The following is a 16861-nucleotide window of genomic DNA, read 5'->3' as shown; positions in this document are numbered from 1 at the left end:
CGGACTTGAGTTGGTTAGTTGGTTAACAAGGGCGCACAGCCCGTCACTTCCGCTTTACCTACGATGACAACTGCCGAACACCCGGGCTGGCACGCCCGGCACCATGACGACGCTTTCGAGGCGCTGTCGTCGAGCGCCACGGACGGACTCACCGAAAGCGTCGCCGCCGAACGCCTGCTCGAGCATGGCCCGAACCGCATCGAGGGCAAGGCCGGGCGGGGGCCGCTACTGCGTTTTGCGCTGCAGTTTCACCAGCCCCTCATCTACATCCTGATCGTCAGCGGCAGCATTGCCGCCTTTCTCGGCGAATGGGCCGACGCCGGGGTGATCTTCGGCGTCGTGATCGTCAACGCCCTCATCGGCTTCATCCAGGAAGGCCGCGCCGAAAACGCGCTGGCGGCGCTGGCGCGCAGCGTGGCCAGCGACGTCACGGTGCTTCGCGACGGTCAGCGCCGGCGAATAGACGCTGTCGCGCTGGTGCCCGGCGACGTGGTGTGGCTGGCCGCCGGCGACAAGGTGCCGGCCGATTTGCGCCTTTTCGATGCCCGCGCGCTGCAGGTAACCGAAGCCTCGCTCACCGGCGAATCCGTCGCGGTGGGCAAGCACGCCGACATCCTGCCGGTCGATAGCGGACTGGCCGAGCGCGCCAACATGGCCTTCGCCGGCACCCTCGCGGTGGCCGGGCAGGCCGGCGGAGTGGTCGTTGCCACGGGCCGGGGCACCGAAACCGGCCGCATCGCCGATCTGCTCGACGCCACCGAAACCCTCGCCACGCCGCTCACACAGGCGATGGAGCGTTTCTCGAACTTTCTGCTGATTGTCATCCTCGGCCTGGCCGCCCTCGGTTTCGCGGTGGGCAGCCTGCGCGGCGAACCGCTGCTCGACATGCTGATGGCCGCGGTGGCGCTGGCCGTCGGGGCGATTCCCGAAGGCCTGCCGGCGGCCATTACCGTGACTCTCGCCATCGGCGTGGCGCGCATGGCCCGGCGGCGGGCGATCATCCGCCGCCTGCCGGCCGTTGAAACCCTGGGCAGCACCACGGTGATCTGCTCCGACAAGACAGGCACCCTCACCGAGAACCAGATGACCGTGCGCGCGCTCGTGGCCGGCGGCCAGCACTACGCGGTGAGTGGCGACGGCTACGCGCCGGAGGGCGTCGTGAGCCTGGACGGCCAGCCCGCAAAGCCGGCCGGCCCGCTGCGCGACCTGCTGCTGGCCGGCGTGCTGTGCAATGACGCCGGGCTGGCCGAGCAGGATGGCGCCTGGACCATCACCGGCGACCCCACCGAAGCGGCCCTGCTGGTGTCGGCCAGGAAGGCCGGGCTGGATGAAAATGCCCTGCGCCAGACCTTCCCGCGCATCGACGAGATCGCCTTCGACTCGGCCCGCCAGTACATGGCCAGCCTCAACCGCCTGGACGACGGCCCGGTGGCCCTGGTCAAGGGCGCGCTGGAAGTCATCCTGCCCCAGTGTGCAACGATGCTCGACGGCGACGGCGAGCCGGTTGCAGTGGATGTGGAAGCCATCGACACGATGGCCCGCGCCATGGCTGCCGACGGCTTGCGGGTGCTGGCCTTTGCCCGCGCCGCCGTTGATGGCGAGGCGCTGGACGAATCAAAGCTGGCCGGCAGCCTGTGTTTTCTGGGCCTGCAGGCCATGCTCGACCCGCCCCGCCAGGCTGCGCTGCAGGCTATCCAGGCCTGCGCGGCCGCCGGTGTCCGGGTCAAGATGATCACCGGTGACCATGCCGACACGGCACTGGCCATCGCCCGCAAGCTCGGCCTCGCTTCTGATGGCGCGCGCGCCATGACCGGCCGCGAGCTGGCGGTGCTGGATGCGGACCAGCTGCGTGGCGTGGTGCGCGAGGTCAGCGTCTTTGCCCGTGTCGAGCCCGAGCAAAAGCTGCGCCTGGTGCAGGCCCTGCAGGCCAATGGCGAGGTGGTGGCGATGACCGGCGACGGGGTGAACGACGCCCCGGCCCTCAAGGCGGCCGACATCGGCGTGGCGATGGGCGCCGGCGGCACCGAAGTGGCCAAGGATGCCGCGGCGATGGTGCTCACCGACGACAACTTCGCCACCATCGAGGCCGCCATCGAGGAAGGGCGCGGGGTTTACGACAACCTGGTGAAGTTCATCATCTGGACGCTGCCAACCAACTTTGGCGAAGGCCTGGTGATCCTCTTCGCGGTGCTGGCCGGCGTCACGCTGCCCATCACGCCGCTGCAGATCCTGTGGATCAACATGACGACGGCGGTGCTGCTCGGCCTTGCGCTGGCCTTCGAGCCGGTCCAGCGTGACGTGATGAGCCGGCCACCGCGGGCACCGGGTTCGCCCATTCTCGACGGGGTGCTGATCCGCCGCATCGTGCTGGTGGGGATTCTGCTGCTGGTGGCGGCCTTTGGGTTGTTCCTGCGCTGGCGGGGCCTGGGTGCCTCGCTGGAGGAGGCGCGCACGGTGGCGGTGAATGTCTTCGTCGCCGGTGAAATCGCCTACCTCTTCAACTGCCGCAACCTGCGCGGGCCGTTCTGGTGCTGCGGCTGGTGGTCCAACCCGTGGTTCTGGGGTGGGATCGGGTCGATGCTGCTGCTGCAGGCCGCCTTTACCTGGCTGCCGGCGATGAATCGGGTCTTCGAATCGGCGCCCATCCCGGCCGCGGCATGGCTCGAGATTGTCGCCGCGGCAGTCGCCATTTCTGCTGCGGTGGGGCTGGACAAGTGGCTGGCGGCCAGACGCGGGGCGTCCGCCGTTTAGCCGCGGAGGCAGAAAGAAAAGGGGCCTGTCCGAGAGACAGGCCCCTTGATGATGCCGATCAGATCTTCTAGATCTTGAAGCGCGCGATCTGGTCTTTCAGGCCGCTGGCGATCTGTTCCAGGGCGATGGCCGCGTCGGCGGCGCCGCGGATGTTTTCGCTGGTGTTCTCGACCATGTGGGAGATTTCCTCGACCCGCTGGGCGATGGAGGTGCTGGCGGCGCTTTGCTCCTGGGTCGCGTCGGCAATCTCGCGCACCCGTTCGAGGGTCTGGCGTGCACCCGATTCAATGGCAGACAGTGCTTCCGAGGCTGCCGCGGCCAGGGCCACGCCCTGGTCCACTTCGGGCAGCGCGGCGTTCATCGCATTGACCGCGCTGCTGGTGTCGTTCTGGATGCCGACGATCATCTGCTCGATTTCGGTGGTGGCCGAGGAGGTCCGTTCGGCCAGCTTGCGCACTTCGTCGGCCACGACCGCGAAGCCCCGTCCCTGTTCGCCGGCACGGGCGGCCTCGATCGCGGCATTGAGGGCGAGGAGGTTGGTCTGACCGGCGATTTCCTTGATCACGTTGGCGATCGACGAAACCTGCCCGATGCGGTCTTCAAGGGCGCGAATGCGGTCGGAGGCGCCGATGACGGTTTCCGACATCTTGCGGATGGCGCCGGAGGCCTGGCCGACCCGCTGGCTGCCCTCGGCGGCGAGGCGCATGGCCTCCTGGGAGTTCACTTCGGTTTCGCGGGCGCTGGCCGAGATGTGGCTGGAACTCACGGTGAGCTCTTCCATCGCGGCGGCCATTGCGGCGGTGGCGTCGGATTGGCGCACGGAGGCGTCGGCCACCTGGCTCGACACCTGCCGGATGTGATCGGCGTTGCCGACCAGCTGGTTGGCGCCGCTGTTGATTTCGCCAACAATGCCGCGCAGCGCGGCCATCATCTTGCCGAGGGCATGGAGCATGCTGCCGCTGCGGGCGTCGTTGAGCTGCGTGGTGAGATCGCCGTCGGCGGCCTGCTGCATGACGGCGGTGGCGGCCTGCGGTTCGCCGCCCAGCTGGCCGGTTACGCTCGAACTCACACGCCAGCCCACGTAGCCCAGGATGGCCAGCAGCAACACCGAAATGCCGCCCAGCACCATGGCGATGGCGCGGAAGGACGTGTTCACGTCATCGATGTAGATGCCGGTGCCGAGAATCCAGCTCCATTCGGGGAAGGCGGCGGCGTAGGAAAGCTTCGGCTGGGGCTCGGAGCTGCCCATCTTGGGGTACCAGTAGTCCGCAAAGCCGTTCCCCGAGGTCGCGGCATTGACCAGTTCCCGGATGATGAGCTTGCCGTTGGTGTCCTTGAGGTTGCTGGCGTCGGTGCCTTCGGCTTCGGGCTTGGGCGGCAGCAGGACGTAACGGCTGTCGTTGGTGACCACGAAAAGGTAGTTGCTGCCGTCGTAGCGCATCACGCGCAGGGTTTCGGTGGCTGCCTTCCTGGCATCGGCTTCCGCCAAGGTGCCGGCCTTGGCCAGCGCGTGGAAGTGCTTGATCACGCCCATGCCGTTTTCGACGATGTGCTTCGTCTGGCTCTTGCGGTCGTCCATCATGCTTGAGCGCAGGTGCGCAAGGCTTACGGCGCACAGGGCGATCAGCCCTATCATCGTCAGGGCAACGAGCAGGCGCATGCGGGTGGCAACCCGCAAGTGGGTGAATTTCATGGTTTTCGACTCTCCTTCGGCCCCGTTTTCCCGCTGGATTGCGTGACTGCCATGCGGGTTCGATCCGGCTGTTGCGTGGTTGAAACGGGCTTTGATGGATTGGCAGATACACTTATTAACCCTTAACGGCGCGTGGTCGGATGTTCTTGAATGACGCCCGCATGGGTCGTGCAGGGCGACAGAAAAAAGCCGTTGGCGTGTGTATGCGTCCGGGCATTCCCTGAGTGCCGAAAGCCAGTAAAATCCGCGTTTTGCCCAATCCAGCGCGGCCTGTGCCGCCGAGCGTCCATGTCCGTCCAAAAACCGACTTTCCAGCAGATCATCCTGCGCCTCTCGAACTTCTGGGCCGAGCACGGCTGCACGCTGCTCCAGCCCTACGACATCGAGGTCGGCGCCGGTACCTTCCACACCGCCACCTTCCTGCGCTCCATCGGCCCCGAGCACTGGAACGCCGCCTACGTGCAGCCCTCGCGCCGCCCCAAGGACGGCCGCTACGGCAACAACCCCAATCGCCTGCAGCACTACTACCAGTACCAGGTGGTGCTCAAGCCGTCGCCGGTCAATATCCAGGAGCTCTACATCGACAGCCTGCGCGCGCTGGGCATCGATCCCAACGCCCACGACATCCGCTTCGTCGAGGACGACTGGGAATCGCCCACCCTCGGCGCCTGGGGCCTGGGCTGGGAAGTGTGGCTCGATGGCATGGAAGTCACCCAGTTCACGTATTTCCAGGAAGTCGGCTCGCTGTCGTGCAAGCCGGTGCTCGGCGAAATCACCTATGGCCTCGAGCGCCTGGCCATGTATCTGCAGGGCGTCGAAAACGTCTATGACCTGGTCTGGTCCATCGGCCCGGATGGCACGCCGGTGACTTACGGCAACGTCTATCACCAGAACGAAGTCGAGCAATCCACCTACAACTTCGAGCATTCCAACGTCGACTGGCTGTTCCGCCTGTTTGGCGAATACGAAGGCGAGGCCAAGCGCCTGCTGGCCGTGCCGCTGGTGCTGCCGGCCTTCGAGATGGTCATGAAGTGCTCCCACACCTTCAACCTGCTGGATGCCCGTGGCGCCATTTCGGTGACCGAACGCGCCGCCTACATCGGCCGCGTGCGGGTGCTGGCCCGTGAAGTGGCCCAGGCCTATTACAACTCGCGGGAAGCCCTCGGCTTTCCGATGCTCAAGAAGGAGGCCGCGTGATGACCGGCGCGACCCTGCTCGTTGAACTGCTCACCGAAGAGCTGCCCCCCAAGGCCCTGCCGAAGCTCGGCCTGGCTTTTTCGAACGCCATCGTCGCCGGCCTGCGCGCCCGCGGCCTGGCGGCCGCCGAGGGTGATTTCCGCTGGTTTGCCACCCCGCGCCGCCTGGCGGTAACCGTGGCCCACGTGCTGCCCGAAGCCGCGCCCAAGGACGTGACCGAGAAGATCATGCCGGTTTCCGTCGCGCTCGGCGCCGACGGTCAGCCGACCCCGGCTCTCACCAAGAAGCTCGAAGGCAAGGGCATTCCGCTGTCCGCCGTGGCCAGCTTCGAGCGCCGCATGGACGGCAAGGCCGAAGCTTTGTTCTATACCAGCACCGTGGCCGGCGCCAAGCTTGCCGACGTGCTCGCCGGCATCGTCCAGGACGCCCTCAAGACCCTGCCGATTCCCAAGGTGATGCGCTGGGGCGACGGTGACGCCACCTTCGTGCGTCCGGCGCACAAGCTCACGATGCTCCACGGCGCCGACGTGGTGCCGGGCAGCGTGCTCGACATCCAGTCCGGCCGCACGACCAAGGGCCACCGCTTCATGAGCCGCGGCGACATCGACATCGCCACCGCCGACGCCTACGAGCCGACCCTGCTGGCCGAAGGCAAGGTGATTCCCGACTTCGCCGAGCGCCGCGCCAACATCGAGACGCAGCTGGTGACCGCCGCCGGCCGCCAGAACGCCACCCTCGGCGAATACGCCGACCTGCTGGACGAAGTGACCGCGCTGGTCGAACACCCGACGGTTTACGTGGGCGAGTTCGAATCGGAATTCCTGGCTGTGCCGCAGGAATGCCTGATCCTCACGATGCGCGCCAACCAGAAGTATTTCCCGCTGTTCGACACCGAAGGCAAGCTGCAAAGCCGCTTCCTGATCGTCTCGAACATGGAGCTGGCCGACCCGTCCAACATCATCACCGGCAACCAGCGCGTGGTGCGCCCGCGTTTGTCCGATGCCCGCTTCTTCTTCGAGCAGGACATCAAGGCGGGTCTCACGCCCCGCGTCGTCAAGCTCGGCTCGGTGGTCTATCACAACAAGCTCGGCTCGCTCGGTGACCGCGTCCAGCGCGTGTCCATCGTGGCCCGCAAAGTGGCCGGCCTGCTCGGCGCCGACGAAAACCTCGCCAACCGCGCCGCGCTGCTCTCCAAGGCCGACCTGCTGACCGACATGGTTGGCGAGTTCCCCGAGCTGCAGGGTGTGATGGGCCGCTACTACGCCCTGGCCGAAGGCGCGCTGCCCGTGGTGGCCGAAGCCATCGAGCAGCACTACCGCCCGCGCTTTGCCGGCGACCTGCTTCCCGACAGCAACATCGGCCGTGCGCTGGCCGTTGCCGACAAGCTCGACTCCCTGGCCGGCTTCTTCGGCATCGGCCAGGTGCCCACGGGCGACCGCGACCCCTTCGGCCTGCGCCGTGCCGCCCTCGGCGTGCTGCGCATCCTGATGGAAGGCCCGCTGCCCCTCGATCTGGCCGCGCTGATCAAGGAGTCGGCCGCCAGCTTCGCCCCCGGTCTGCTGACTTCCCCGGTGGATGGCCCGCTGTTCGACTTCATGCTCGAGCGCCTGCGCAACCTGCTGCGGGACGCCGGCCACGGGCAGGATGTCGTGGACGCCGTGCTGGCCCAGAAGCCCACCCGCATCGACCTCGTCGTGCCCAAGCTCGAAGCCGTCGTGGCCTTCCAGCAACTGCCGGAGGCCGCGGCCCTTGCTGCGGCCAACAAGCGCATCGTCAACATCCTCAAAAAGGCCGAAGGCGAAGTGGGCGAACCGGATGTCGCGCTGTTGGTCGAGGATGCGGAGAAGGCGCTCTTTCATGCCATCGTCGAGGTGGCTCCGCTGGCCCGCTCGCACTTCCAGAACGAGGCTTACACCGACGCCCTGCGCGTGCTTGCCGGCCTGCGTGCCGCGGTGGATCGCTTCTTCGACGAAGTGATGGTGATGGCAGAAGAGCCGCTGGTGCGTCAGAACCGCCTGGCCCTGCTGAATCAGCTGGCTGGCCTGATGAACCAGGTGGCGGATATTTCACGCCTTTCCGCATAAGCCTGTCTGAATGACCCGGCTGCGTGCCCCGATCCTGTGGTTCCGGGGCGCGCAGCCGGGTTTGATCTCTTGCGCCATGCCGAGGCATAAAGGCAAAAAATGAAAATCATCGTGCTCGACCGGGATGGCGTCATCAATTTCGACTCCGACCAGTTCATCAAGAAGCCGGAAGAGTGGAAGCCGATTCCCGGTTCCCTCGAAGCCATTGCCCGGCTCAACGAGTCGGGGTGGCGGGTGATCGTGGCCTCCAACCAGTCTGGCGTCGGGCGGGGCCTGTTCGACATGGACACCCTCAACGCCATCAACGAAAAGATGACCAAGGCGCTCGGTCAGGTGGGCGGGCGGCTCGACGCCATCTTCTTCTGCCCCCACACGGCAGATTCCACCTGTGACTGCCGCAAGCCCAAGCCGGGCATGTTCTTGCAGATCGCCGAGCGCTTCAATGCCGAAATGAAAGGCGTGCCGGTCGTCGGCGACAGCCTGCGCGATCTCCAGGCCGGCGTGGCGGTGGGCTGCAGGCCTTACCTGGTGCTGACCGGCAAGGGCAGCAAGACCCAGTTGGATCCCGATCTGCCCGAAGGCACCCAGATCTTTCCCGACCTGGCCGCCGTCGTCGCGCAGCTGACTGCCTGAGTGCCGGCGGGCAGGGCGTTCGCCGCCGGGCCTGTGTTCTTGCCAATCCGATCGATCGTCGCGCGGACGATTTTCTTACCCGTTCTGAAAGGCCGTTTCCTGTGGTGCTGATCCGCAACATCCTGTTCATGCTCGCCCTCGCCATTTTCACGCCGCTTTACGCGCTGATCGCGATGGCCTGCTTTCCCTTCGGCCCGAAGCTGCGCCACCGCATCATCCGCGGCTGGCCCCACATCATGGCGTGGGTCGTGAAGCATGTGCTGGGCATTCCCTACCGCCTGATCGGCGCCGAGAACATTCCTGCGGGGCCGGCAATCGTCATGTCCAAGCACATGTCGGCGTGGGAAACCATCATGCTGCAGGACATCTTTCCGCCGATGGTCTTCGTGATGAAGCGGGAAATCCACAAACTGCCCTTCTTCGGCTGGGGCATTGCCCAGATGCCGATGATCGCCATCGACCGCTCGGCGGGCAAGGATGCCCTCACACAGGTCGAAGAGCAGGGCCGCGACCGCCTTGGTCATGGTTTCTGGGTCACGATCTTCCCCGAAGGCACGCGCGTGGCGCCGGGCAGCAAGAAGCGCTACAAGGCCGGCGGTTCATGGCTGGCGGCACAAACCGGCGCGCCGGTGGTGCCGGTGGCCCACAACGCCGGCGAGTTCTGGCCGCGCAATGCCTTCCTCAAGACGCCCGGTGAAGTCGTCGTGAGTATCGGGCCGGTGATCGAAACCACGGGCCTTTCGGCGGACGAGATCAACACCCGCGTGCAAACCTGGGTCGAGGGCGAGATGCGCCGTCTCTTCCCCCATCATTACCGTTCGCACACGCCCAAGAAGGAGAAGGCCGAGGCGTGAGCGCAGCGGCTGTCGAATCCCGCGAGATCGTTCTGGGTGGCCAGCGGGTCGCCTACACCTTGCGGCGCAGCGTGCGCAAAACCCTGGGGCTGCGCATCGATTCGCGTGGGCTGACGGTTGGCGTGCCGCTGCGGGTGGGCCTGCGCGAGGTCGAGGCCTTCATCCGCAGCCACGGCGAGTGGGTGATCGACAAGCTCAGGAGCCGTCCGGCCGCCGAGGCCCAGGCCGCCTTCGATATCAGCGACGGCGCGGCGATTCCCCTCCTGGGCGATGCCTGGCACCTGCGTATCGCCAGCGGCAACAACCGCGTGCTGTGGCACGAGGGCGGGCCGCAAAGGGTGGTGGAGCTTGCGCTGCGGAGCGGCGGCGACGCGCGCAAGCTGTTGTTGCGGGGCTTGCAACAAAGAGGCCTCGATCTGTTCAAGAACCGGGTGGAGGAGTTCTGCCTGCGCCTGGGCCGGCCTGTTCCTGCGGTGAGCCTGTCGAGCGCCCGCACCCGCTGGGGCAGTTGCAGCAGCCGCAGCGGCATCCGCCTGCACTGGCGGCTGATCCACCTGCCTCTCGGCCTGATCGACTATGTGGTGGCTCACGAGGTGGCTCACCTGGTCGAGATGAATCATTCGCCGCGTTTCTGGTCGGTGGTGGAGTCGCTTTATCCCGACCACCTCGCCGCCCGCAAGGCGCTCCGGCAGGCGGCGCCGTCCCTTCCCAACATCTGAACCAAGGAAAATTCCATGCGTATCCTGCACACCATGCTTCGCGTCGGCGATCTCGACCGCTCCATCGCCTTTTACACCGAAGTGCTCGGCATGCGCCTGTTGCGCCGCACCGATTACCCGACGGGCAAGTTCACGCTGGCCTTCCTCGGCTACCAGGATGAATCGGAGGCGGCCGCGCTGGAGCTGACCCACAACTGGGGCGTCGAATCCTACGAGCTGGGCAACGCCTACGGCCACGTGGCTCTGGAAGTGCCCGATGCCTACGCGGCCTGCGCAGCGATCAAGGCGCGTGGCGGCAAGGTGGTGCGCGAAGCGGGCCCGATGCAGCACGGCACAACGGTGATCGCCTTCGTCGAAGACCCGGACGGCTACAAGGTGGAGTTGATCCAGGCGAAGTCCTGAGAAGGGTCTGGCCCCGCCACGCGGGGATGCCTTTCGGTGCGTAAAAAAACCGCACTCTCCTGATGGTTGGAGAGGGCGGTTTTTTTGATTCAAACCCGCGTTGGGCGCGCCGTGCGCCCGGGCCTTATCTGCCCGCGAGGGTTCCTATTTTTCCAGCCCGAAGGCCTTTCGCAGCGCAGCGAGTTCGCGGTGGAGCTCGTCGCAGGCGGCCGGGGCGGCGGCCATGTTCTTCTCGCGCCCGAGGCGTTCCAGTTTTTGGGCGCTGGCCTGGGCGCGGGTGGCGCAGAAGTTGGCGACGGCGCCCTTGAGGGCGTGGGCGGCGTTGTGCAGGGCTTCTGCGTCGACGGTGGCGATGGCGGTGTCGATGTCGGCGACGAGGCGTGGTTCGTCTTCGGCGTACATCTGGATGAGCTGTTCGAGGAGTTCCTCGTCGCCACCGAGGTTGAACAGCACTTGCTCCCGTTCGAAGATCGGACCGGTGATCAGCGTGGGTTCGTGCGGCGGGGGTGGCGGCGGATCGTCGTGGCCGGTGAGCTGGTTGAGGAGGGTGACCAGATCCGCTGCGTGCACCGGCTTGGAGAGGTAGCCGTCCATGCCGGCTTCGATGCAGCGTTCCCGGTCGCCTTTCATGGCGCGGGCGGTCATGGCCACGATCGGCGTGTGCGGGGCGCCGGCGGCTTCCCTTTCGCGGATTCTGGCGGTGGCGTCGAAGCCGCCCATGACCGGCATCTGCACGTCCATCAGCACCAGGTCGTAGCGGTTGCGGGCATGCAGGATGAGGGCTTCCTCGCCGTTGCCGGCGACGTCCACCTGGTGCCCGAGCTTGCCGAGCAGGCGTAGCGCGAGGGTCTGGTTAACGACGTTGTCTTCAGCCAGCAGGATGCGCAGCTGGCGTTTTTGTTCGCGCAGGCGGTGGCGGGTGATCAGCGGCGAGCGCTCGCCGGCCTTGTCTTCGGCTTTGTCGGGCGCTCCTGCGTCGAGCGGGTCGACGGACATCAGGATGGCGTTGAGCAGGTCGGACGGGAGGATGGGTTGCGGCAGGTAGGCGGCGATGCCGAGTTCGCGGCAGCGCGCGCCGTCTCCGCGCCGGCCTTCGCCGGCCAGCATGATGACGGTTGGCGGCGGCGTCGTGCCCTGGCGTATCGCGGCGGCGAGTTCGAAGCCCTCGATGTCGGGCAGCTGGGTGCTGATCAATACGGCCCGGTAGGGTATGCCGGACGCTTCGCCCGCGGCCTGTTCGCGCAGCGCGGCGGCGGCGTCGGTGACGCTGACGGGGTGCATGCGCCACTGGCCGAGGAGGTCTTCGAGCAAGGCGCGTTCGCTGGCGTTGTCCACGGCGACGAGAACCGGCAAGCCTTCGAGCTGGGTCTGCTCGTCGGCGGCGGTCATGGCCTGCCCCGTTTCGAAGCGGGCGGTGAAGTGGAAAGTGCTGCCTTCGCCGGGTGTGCTCTTTACGCTGATCTTGCCACCCATCGCGTGCACCAGCTGGGCGCTGATGGTGAGGCCCAGCCCGGTGCCGCCATAGCGGCGGGTGGTGGAGGTGTCCGCCTGGGAGAAGGCTTCGAAGATCAGGCCCTGTTTTTCGGCGGGGATTCCGACGCCGGTGTCGTGCACGCTGAAGGCGAGCTGGATGCTTGTTCCGTTGCTGGCCGGCTGGGCGGGTTCGACGATGGCTCGCACTTCGCCCTGATGGGTGAACTTGATGCCGTTGGCCACCAGGTTGATGAGCACCTGGCGCAGCCGGTGGGGGTCGCCGACGAGGTTGTCGGGTACGGACGGGGCGACTTGCGCCGTGAGCTGGAGGCCTTTTTCGTCGGCGCGCTGTTGCAGGGTGCGAACGGCCATGGCGACGCAGTCGCGCAGGCTGAAGTCGATGTGCTCGAAGTCGAGCTTGCCGGCTTCGATCTTCGAGAAGTCGAGAATGTCGTTGATGATGCCAAGTAGGGCATTGGCCGAGCTTTTGACCATGGAGATGTATTCGCGTTGTTCGTCGTCGAGGCGGGTGTCGAGGGCCAGATCCGTCATGCCGAGAATGGCGTTCATCGGGGTGCGGATTTCGTGGCTCATGTTGGCGAGGAAGTCGCTCTTGGAGCGGCTGGTCGCTTCGGCGGCTTCCTTGGCCTCGCGCATGGCGGCTTCGACCTGCTTGCATTCGCTGATGTCGCGAAGGTAGGCCGTGATCAGGCGGCGGCCGGCGTTGTGGACTGCGACGAAGGCGACTTCGACCGGAAACTCGGTGCCGTCGCTGCGCATCGCAACGGTTTCGATGCGCTGGCCAAGCAGGTCGGCGTCGGGGTTGGCCAGCCAGGCGTGTATCTGCCTGCCCTGGCTGTCGCGCAAGTGTTCGGGAAAGAGCAGTTCGGTGGCGGGCTTGTTGATGGCCGCGCTGCGGGGAATGCCGAAGGTGCGCACGGCGGCGGGGTTGAATTCGATGATGGCGCCGTGCTCGTCGATGGTGATGATGCAGTCGAGGGCGGCTTCGGTGATGGCGCGGTTGTGGGATTCGCTGGCGGCGAGGGCCGTCTTGCTTTCGAAGAGGCGGATCGAGGTCAGGTTGAGCGCGTCCACCAGCTGGCGCACTTCGGCGACGGCGTTGGGCGCGTCGAGGGTTTTGCCGTCGCTGGCGTCCAGGCTTTCGGCAAAGGCGGTGGCACGCTTGAGGCTTTGCAGTTGCGGGTGCAGGAAGTACAGGATGGCCGCGGTGCCGAAGAGAACCGTGATGAGGCCGGCGAGCACGCTGTCCGTGATGATGTGGTGGAGGTTTTCGGTGGAGGAGGGGGCGACTTCGAGGCGCAGCCAGCCCACAGGGGCGTGGCGGCCGATCTCGGCCCAGGCGACGATCAGTTCGCCGCTGCCGGCCGCGTTCTGGGGGCCGGTGGTTTGCGGCAGGGGCAGCGGCTGCTGCCCGAGGGCTTCGATGGCGACCGGCCCTTTGTCGCTGCGGCTGACGCTGGCCAGCGGAACACCCTGCCTGTCGGTGATTGTGACGCGGCGGACGTGGGCGGTGTATTCGAGTTCGAGCAGGTGGGCGACGGCTTCGGGTGTCTTGCCGGTGGTGATGTGCGGTTCGAGTGCGGCGGCCAGGGTCTGGGTCAGTTCGCGGGCGTGGTGGCGTTCCATGCCCTCGACGAACTCCGCCTGCTCGAGGCCGACATAAATGGCGTAGGCGCCGATCGACAGGCTGAGGAGCAGGGCGAACAGCAGGGTGAGTTGCTGGCCGAGGGTGTAAAGGCCGGTGCGCATGGCGAGGCGGTGGAGGGCGTCTTTCATTCGTCCTGGAAACGCTCGCGAATGATGAGTACTTCGGGAATGACTGCGAAGAATGCGTCGACGCAGGCAGGGTCGAAATGGCTGCCGCGGCCGGACTTGATGAAGTCGAAGGCGCGTTCGAGAGCCCAGGCTTCCTTGTAGGGGCGCGGCGAGGTGAGGGCGTCAAAGACATCGGCGACGGCGACGATCCGGCCGGAGATCGGGATGGCTTCGCCGACGGTGCCGTCGGGGTAGCCGCTGCCGTCGAACTTCTCGTGGTGGGTGAGGGCGATTTCCGCCGCCATCTGGATCATCGGCGACGAGGAGCCCTGAAGAATGTCGTGGCCGATGCGGGAGTGCTGGCGCATCACGATGAGTTCTTCGGCGGTGAGCCGGCCGGGTTTGAGCAGGATGTGGTCGGGTGTGCCGACCTTGCCGATGTCGTGCATCGGGGCGGCGCTGAGGATGCGCTCGCAGAGTTCTCCGTCGAGCCCCAGCTGTTTGGCGATGAGCTGGGAGTAATGGGCCATGCGCACGATGTGGGCGCCGGTTTCGGGGTCGCGGAATTCTGCGGCACGGGCCAGCCGGGCGATGGTTTCCTGCTCGCGAGCGACGATTTCGGCGGTTTTGCGGATGACCGCCTCGCGCAGGTCGTCGTTCCAGTTGCGCAGGCGTTGCTGGCTTGCACGCAGGCTCAGCATGGTGCGCACGCGGGGATCGAATTCGTGGCGGTCGATGGGCTTGGTGAGGAAGTCGTTGGCGCCGGCGGTGAGGCTCTGGTAGCGCACTTCCTTTTCGTGGGCGGCGGTCACCATCAGGATCGGCACGGTGTCGGAGGGGTAGAGCTTGCGCACCGTTTCGATGAATTCGATGCCGTTGATGTCCGGCATCATGTAATCGACGATGAGCAGGTCGGGCTCGTTGTTGCCGCACCACTGCAGCCCTTCGAGCGGCGAGGTGAACGTGACGATCTCCGTGCCGGGCGGGGTGAGCTTGCGGACGAGGGCCTGGATCAGGGTCAGGTTGAGAGGCGTGTCGTCGACGATGGCAATGGCCATGGGGGCTCCTGGGGAGCTGGCTGAGAAAATTGCCAGCGTCAGATTATCGGCCCTTCGTGCTCGAAGTTGAGCCGCACGTCGAGGTTCGGGTCCGTGCCGGGCGCTTGGCCGTCGCCGGGGCTGGCAGGCGCCGTGAGGGGCAGCGTGAGCACGAAACGGCAACCTGTTCCGGGCGTGCTGAAGACGGTGATGTTTCCGCCCAGAACGCAGGTGACCAGATTGTAAATAATATGCAGTCCGAGTCCGCTGCCGCCCCGGCCGAGCCGGGTGGTGAAAAACGGGTCGAAGATGCGCCGCAGGTTGGCGTGGGGGATGCCCACGCCATCGTCGGCAAATTCGATTTCGACCTTGTCGTTGCCGACGGGTCGGGTGGTCACGACGATATGGCCATGCTCGAGTCCGTCGAAGGCATGTTGCAGTGCGTTGCTCACCAGGTTGGTGAGCACCTGCCCGAGGGGGCCCGGGTAGCTGTCCATGCTGATGCTTTCGGTGCTGGCAAGCTCCAGCGTGTAAGGCGTGTTCTTGAGCATGGGGCTGAGGGTGATGGCCATTTCATGCAGCACTTCACCGAGATCGAAGCGACGCCGCTGCTCGCTGGTCTGGTCCACCGCCACCTGCTTGAAGCTGCGGACCAGCTCCTCGGCGCGCAGCAGGCTGCGCATCAGCAGGTCGGTGGCGCTGCGGGCATTGTGCGTGAAGTTGTCGAAGCTGCTGCGGCGCAGCGCACCGGCTGCGTGTTCGCGCGCCAGCTCTTCGGTGCTTGCGGCGAGGGTGGTGGCGATGGTGACGCTGTTGCCGATGGGGGTGTTGAGTTCGTGGGCGATGCCTGCCACCAGCGAGCCGAGGGCGGCGAGTTTTTCGCTGCGGACCAGTTCTTCCTGGGTGTGGCGCAGGGTTTCCAGGGCTGCGGTGAGTTCGGCGGTGCGCTCCGTGACGCGGGCTTCGAGGCTCTGGTTGAGCTCTTCGATGTGCGCCTGGATGCGTCGCAATTCGGTGATGTCCACCAGCGACCACAGGGCGCAGTCTTCGTGGTTGATGGGGAGGCGGCGGGCCGAGATGAGGCAGGTGGCGATCTCGTTGCGACCGGGCACGCGCAGGCGAACTTCCTGTTGCTGGAGCACGTCGCCGGTGGCAAGGCTGGCGTAGATGGCGTCGTAGGTTTCGGGGTCGACCCAGAAGCCGAGTTCGCCGGTGGTGCGGCTGACGACGACTTCGCGGCCCAGGCCGAACAGTTTTTCCCAGGCCGGGTTGGCGTCCAGGTAGACGCGGTCGGCGATGCGGGTGAGGGCCAGGGCGCAGGGAGCCGAGTTGAATATCGTGGCGAACTTGGCCTGGCTTTCCTGCAGCCGGTCGGCGGCCCTTTTTTGTTCGGTGATGTCCCGGACGATGCTGATCAGGCAGGTCTGGCCGGCGATGCTGACGGGGGATGCATTGAACAGGCAGTCGCGCCCTTCACCTTGGGCGGTGCCGAAGGTGCACGGAAAGTCGCGCAGGGCGGTGGCGTCCGAGATGAGTTCGACCATCGCCGCACGTTCTTCGGGGAAGGGCCAGAGGCCGAGGCTGAGTGCCGAGGCGCCGATGGCCGCGTCCCGCGACCAGCCGGTGAGCTGCATGAAGGCGCGGTTCACCTCCAGGATCTTGCCGTCGGCAAGGCGGCTGATGATGATGCAGTCCGGGCTGGAGTGAAAGGCCGCCGAGAACATCGCCTCACTGACGCGCTGGGCTTCGGCCGCGGCTTGCTGTGCGTGCTCCAGGCGCAGTTGCGCGGTGACGTCGCGAAATGCCGCGAGCACGTAAGCCTGTTTTCCGGAGCGCAGCAGGTGGGCCCGCAGGCGGGTTTCGAGGGGTTCGCCACCGCGTGTGCGAAGGCGCACCGGTCGATCGGCGATCTCCTTGCCGGCAAGCAGTTCGGCATGGATTTCGGCGAGTTCGGCAGGCTGCTGCCACAGGCCCAGGTCGACGCTGCTGCGGCCCAGGCTTTCTTGCCGGCTGCAGCCGAGCACGGTGACCCAGTTGTCGTTCACGTCCACCAGCCGGGCGTCGTCCAGGCGCGAGAGGGTAAGGAGCTCGGGCAGGAGACGGAAGCTGCGCTCGAAATGGGCACGGGCTTCGGCGAGGGCGGTTTCGGCCGCCCGGGCGCGCCGCGCAAAAAATGCGGCAAGCAGGCCGGCGATCAGGGCGAGGGCGAGGCCCGCGGATACTGGCAGCGATTCGAACATGC

Annotated in this window: 11 protein-coding genes; 7 read left to right on the top strand and 4 right to left on the bottom strand. The window is 66.3% G+C overall.

Annotation, left to right across the window (positions count from 1 at the left end; genetic code table 11):
• Positions 1–63: 63 nt before the first annotated feature.
• Positions 64–2751, top strand: coding sequence for an HAD-IC family P-type ATPase (locus Q1W26_RS12340; protein ID WP_300440448.1), 2688 nt, complete (start codon positions 64–66; stop codon positions 2749–2751).
• A 67-nt stretch (positions 2752–2818) separates the two neighbouring features.
• On the opposite strand, the gene Q1W26_RS12335 is transcribed toward Q1W26_RS12340, so the two are convergent.
• Positions 2819–4444 (bottom strand): methyl-accepting chemotaxis protein, encoded by a 1626-nt coding sequence (locus Q1W26_RS12335; protein WP_300440445.1) that lies wholly within the window; start codon positions 4442–4444, stop codon positions 2819–2821.
• Positions 4445–4732: 288 nt separating this feature from the next.
• Between Q1W26_RS12335 and glyQ the strand changes: the two genes are divergently transcribed.
• The 6 genes from glyQ (at position 4733) to gloA (ending at position 10333) form a co-directional block, all read left to right on the top strand.
• Positions 4733–5641: a glycine--tRNA ligase subunit alpha gene (gene glyQ / locus Q1W26_RS12330; RefSeq protein ID WP_300440442.1), complete on the top strand. Its 909-nt coding sequence runs from the start codon at positions 4733–4735 to the stop codon at positions 5639–5641.
• Positions 5641–7725, top strand: a complete 2085-nt coding sequence (gene glyS, locus Q1W26_RS12325; RefSeq protein WP_300440439.1) for a glycine--tRNA ligase subunit beta — start codon at positions 5641–5643, stop codon at positions 7723–7725. Before glyQ ends, glyS begins: the two co-directional genes overlap by 1 nt.
• Before the next feature lie 99 nt (positions 7726–7824).
• Positions 7825–8358 carry a D-glycero-beta-D-manno-heptose 1,7-bisphosphate 7-phosphatase gene (gmhB, locus tag Q1W26_RS12320; protein WP_300440437.1) on the top strand — a complete coding sequence of 178 codons (534 nt, stop codon included), beginning with the start codon at positions 7825–7827 and terminating at the stop codon, positions 8356–8358.
• A 101-nt stretch (positions 8359–8459) separates the two neighbouring features.
• Entirely contained in the window at positions 8460–9212 is a 753-nt protein-coding gene (locus Q1W26_RS12315; protein ID WP_300440434.1) for a lysophospholipid acyltransferase family protein, read from the top strand.
• Positions 9209–9931: a SprT family zinc-dependent metalloprotease gene (locus Q1W26_RS12310; RefSeq protein ID WP_300440431.1), complete on the top strand. Its 723-nt coding sequence runs from the start codon at positions 9209–9211 to the stop codon at positions 9929–9931. The genes Q1W26_RS12315 and Q1W26_RS12310 overlap by 4 nt, the downstream gene beginning before the upstream one ends.
• 15 nt (positions 9932–9946) lie before the next feature.
• Entirely contained in the window at positions 9947–10333 is a 387-nt protein-coding gene (gene gloA, locus Q1W26_RS12305) for a lactoylglutathione lyase (RefSeq protein ID WP_300440428.1), read from the top strand.
• A 144-nt stretch (positions 10334–10477) separates the two neighbouring features.
• On the opposite strand, the gene Q1W26_RS12300 is transcribed toward gloA, so the two are convergent.
• Genes Q1W26_RS12300 through Q1W26_RS12290 form a run of 3 tightly spaced genes read right to left on the bottom strand, consistent with a single transcriptional unit; the run spans position 10478 to position 16859 of the window.
• On the bottom strand, positions 10478–13603 hold the full coding sequence (locus Q1W26_RS12300) for a response regulator (protein WP_300440425.1): 3126 nt from the start codon (positions 13601–13603) through the stop codon (positions 10478–10480).
• Positions 13600–14640 (bottom strand): HD domain-containing phosphohydrolase, encoded by a 1041-nt coding sequence (locus Q1W26_RS12295; RefSeq protein ID WP_300440422.1) that lies wholly within the window; start codon positions 14638–14640, stop codon positions 13600–13602. Before Q1W26_RS12295 ends, Q1W26_RS12300 begins: the two co-directional genes overlap by 4 nt.
• Positions 14641–14678: 38 nt before the next feature.
• Positions 14679–16859, bottom strand: a complete 2181-nt coding sequence (locus tag Q1W26_RS12290) for a PAS domain S-box protein (RefSeq protein ID WP_300440418.1) — start codon at positions 16857–16859, stop codon at positions 14679–14681.
• Positions 16860–16861 lie beyond the last annotated feature (2 nt).

The sequence above is a fragment of the Zoogloea sp. genome (assembly GCF_030157465.1).
Lineage (GTDB): Bacteria > Pseudomonadota > Gammaproteobacteria > Burkholderiales > Rhodocyclaceae > Zoogloea.
The sequence above is the reverse complement of the archived record's forward strand: the minus strand, read 5'-3'. Positions and strand labels throughout refer to the sequence as shown.

What these genes read in the sequence shown, in the direction of transcription:
- gmhB (WP_300440437.1), top strand. Translation starts at nt 7,825, where the DNA reads ATGAAAATCATCGTGCTCGACCGGGATGGCGTCATCAATTTCGACTCC.
- Q1W26_RS12295 (WP_300440422.1), bottom strand. Translation starts at nt 14,640, where the DNA reads ATGGCCATTGCCATCGTCGACGACACGCCTCTCAACCTGACCCTGATC.
- Q1W26_RS12335 (WP_300440445.1), bottom strand. Translation starts at nt 4,444, where the DNA reads ATGAAATTCACCCACTTGCGGGTTGCCACCCGCATGCGCCTGCTCGTT.
- Q1W26_RS12300 (WP_300440425.1), bottom strand. Translation starts at nt 13,603, where the DNA reads ATGAAAGACGCCCTCCACCGCCTCGCCATGCGCACCGGCCTTTACACC.
- Q1W26_RS12340 (WP_300440448.1), top strand. Translation starts at nt 64, where the DNA reads ATGACAACTGCCGAACACCCGGGCTGGCACGCCCGGCACCATGACGAC.
- glyS (WP_300440439.1), top strand. Translation starts at nt 5,641, where the DNA reads ATGACCGGCGCGACCCTGCTCGTTGAACTGCTCACCGAAGAGCTGCCC.
- gloA (WP_300440428.1), top strand. Translation starts at nt 9,947, where the DNA reads ATGCGTATCCTGCACACCATGCTTCGCGTCGGCGATCTCGACCGCTCC.
- Q1W26_RS12290 (WP_300440418.1), bottom strand. Translation starts at nt 16,859, where the DNA reads ATGTTCGAATCGCTGCCAGTATCCGCGGGCCTCGCCCTCGCCCTGATC.
- glyQ (WP_300440442.1), top strand. Translation starts at nt 4,733, where the DNA reads ATGTCCGTCCAAAAACCGACTTTCCAGCAGATCATCCTGCGCCTCTCG.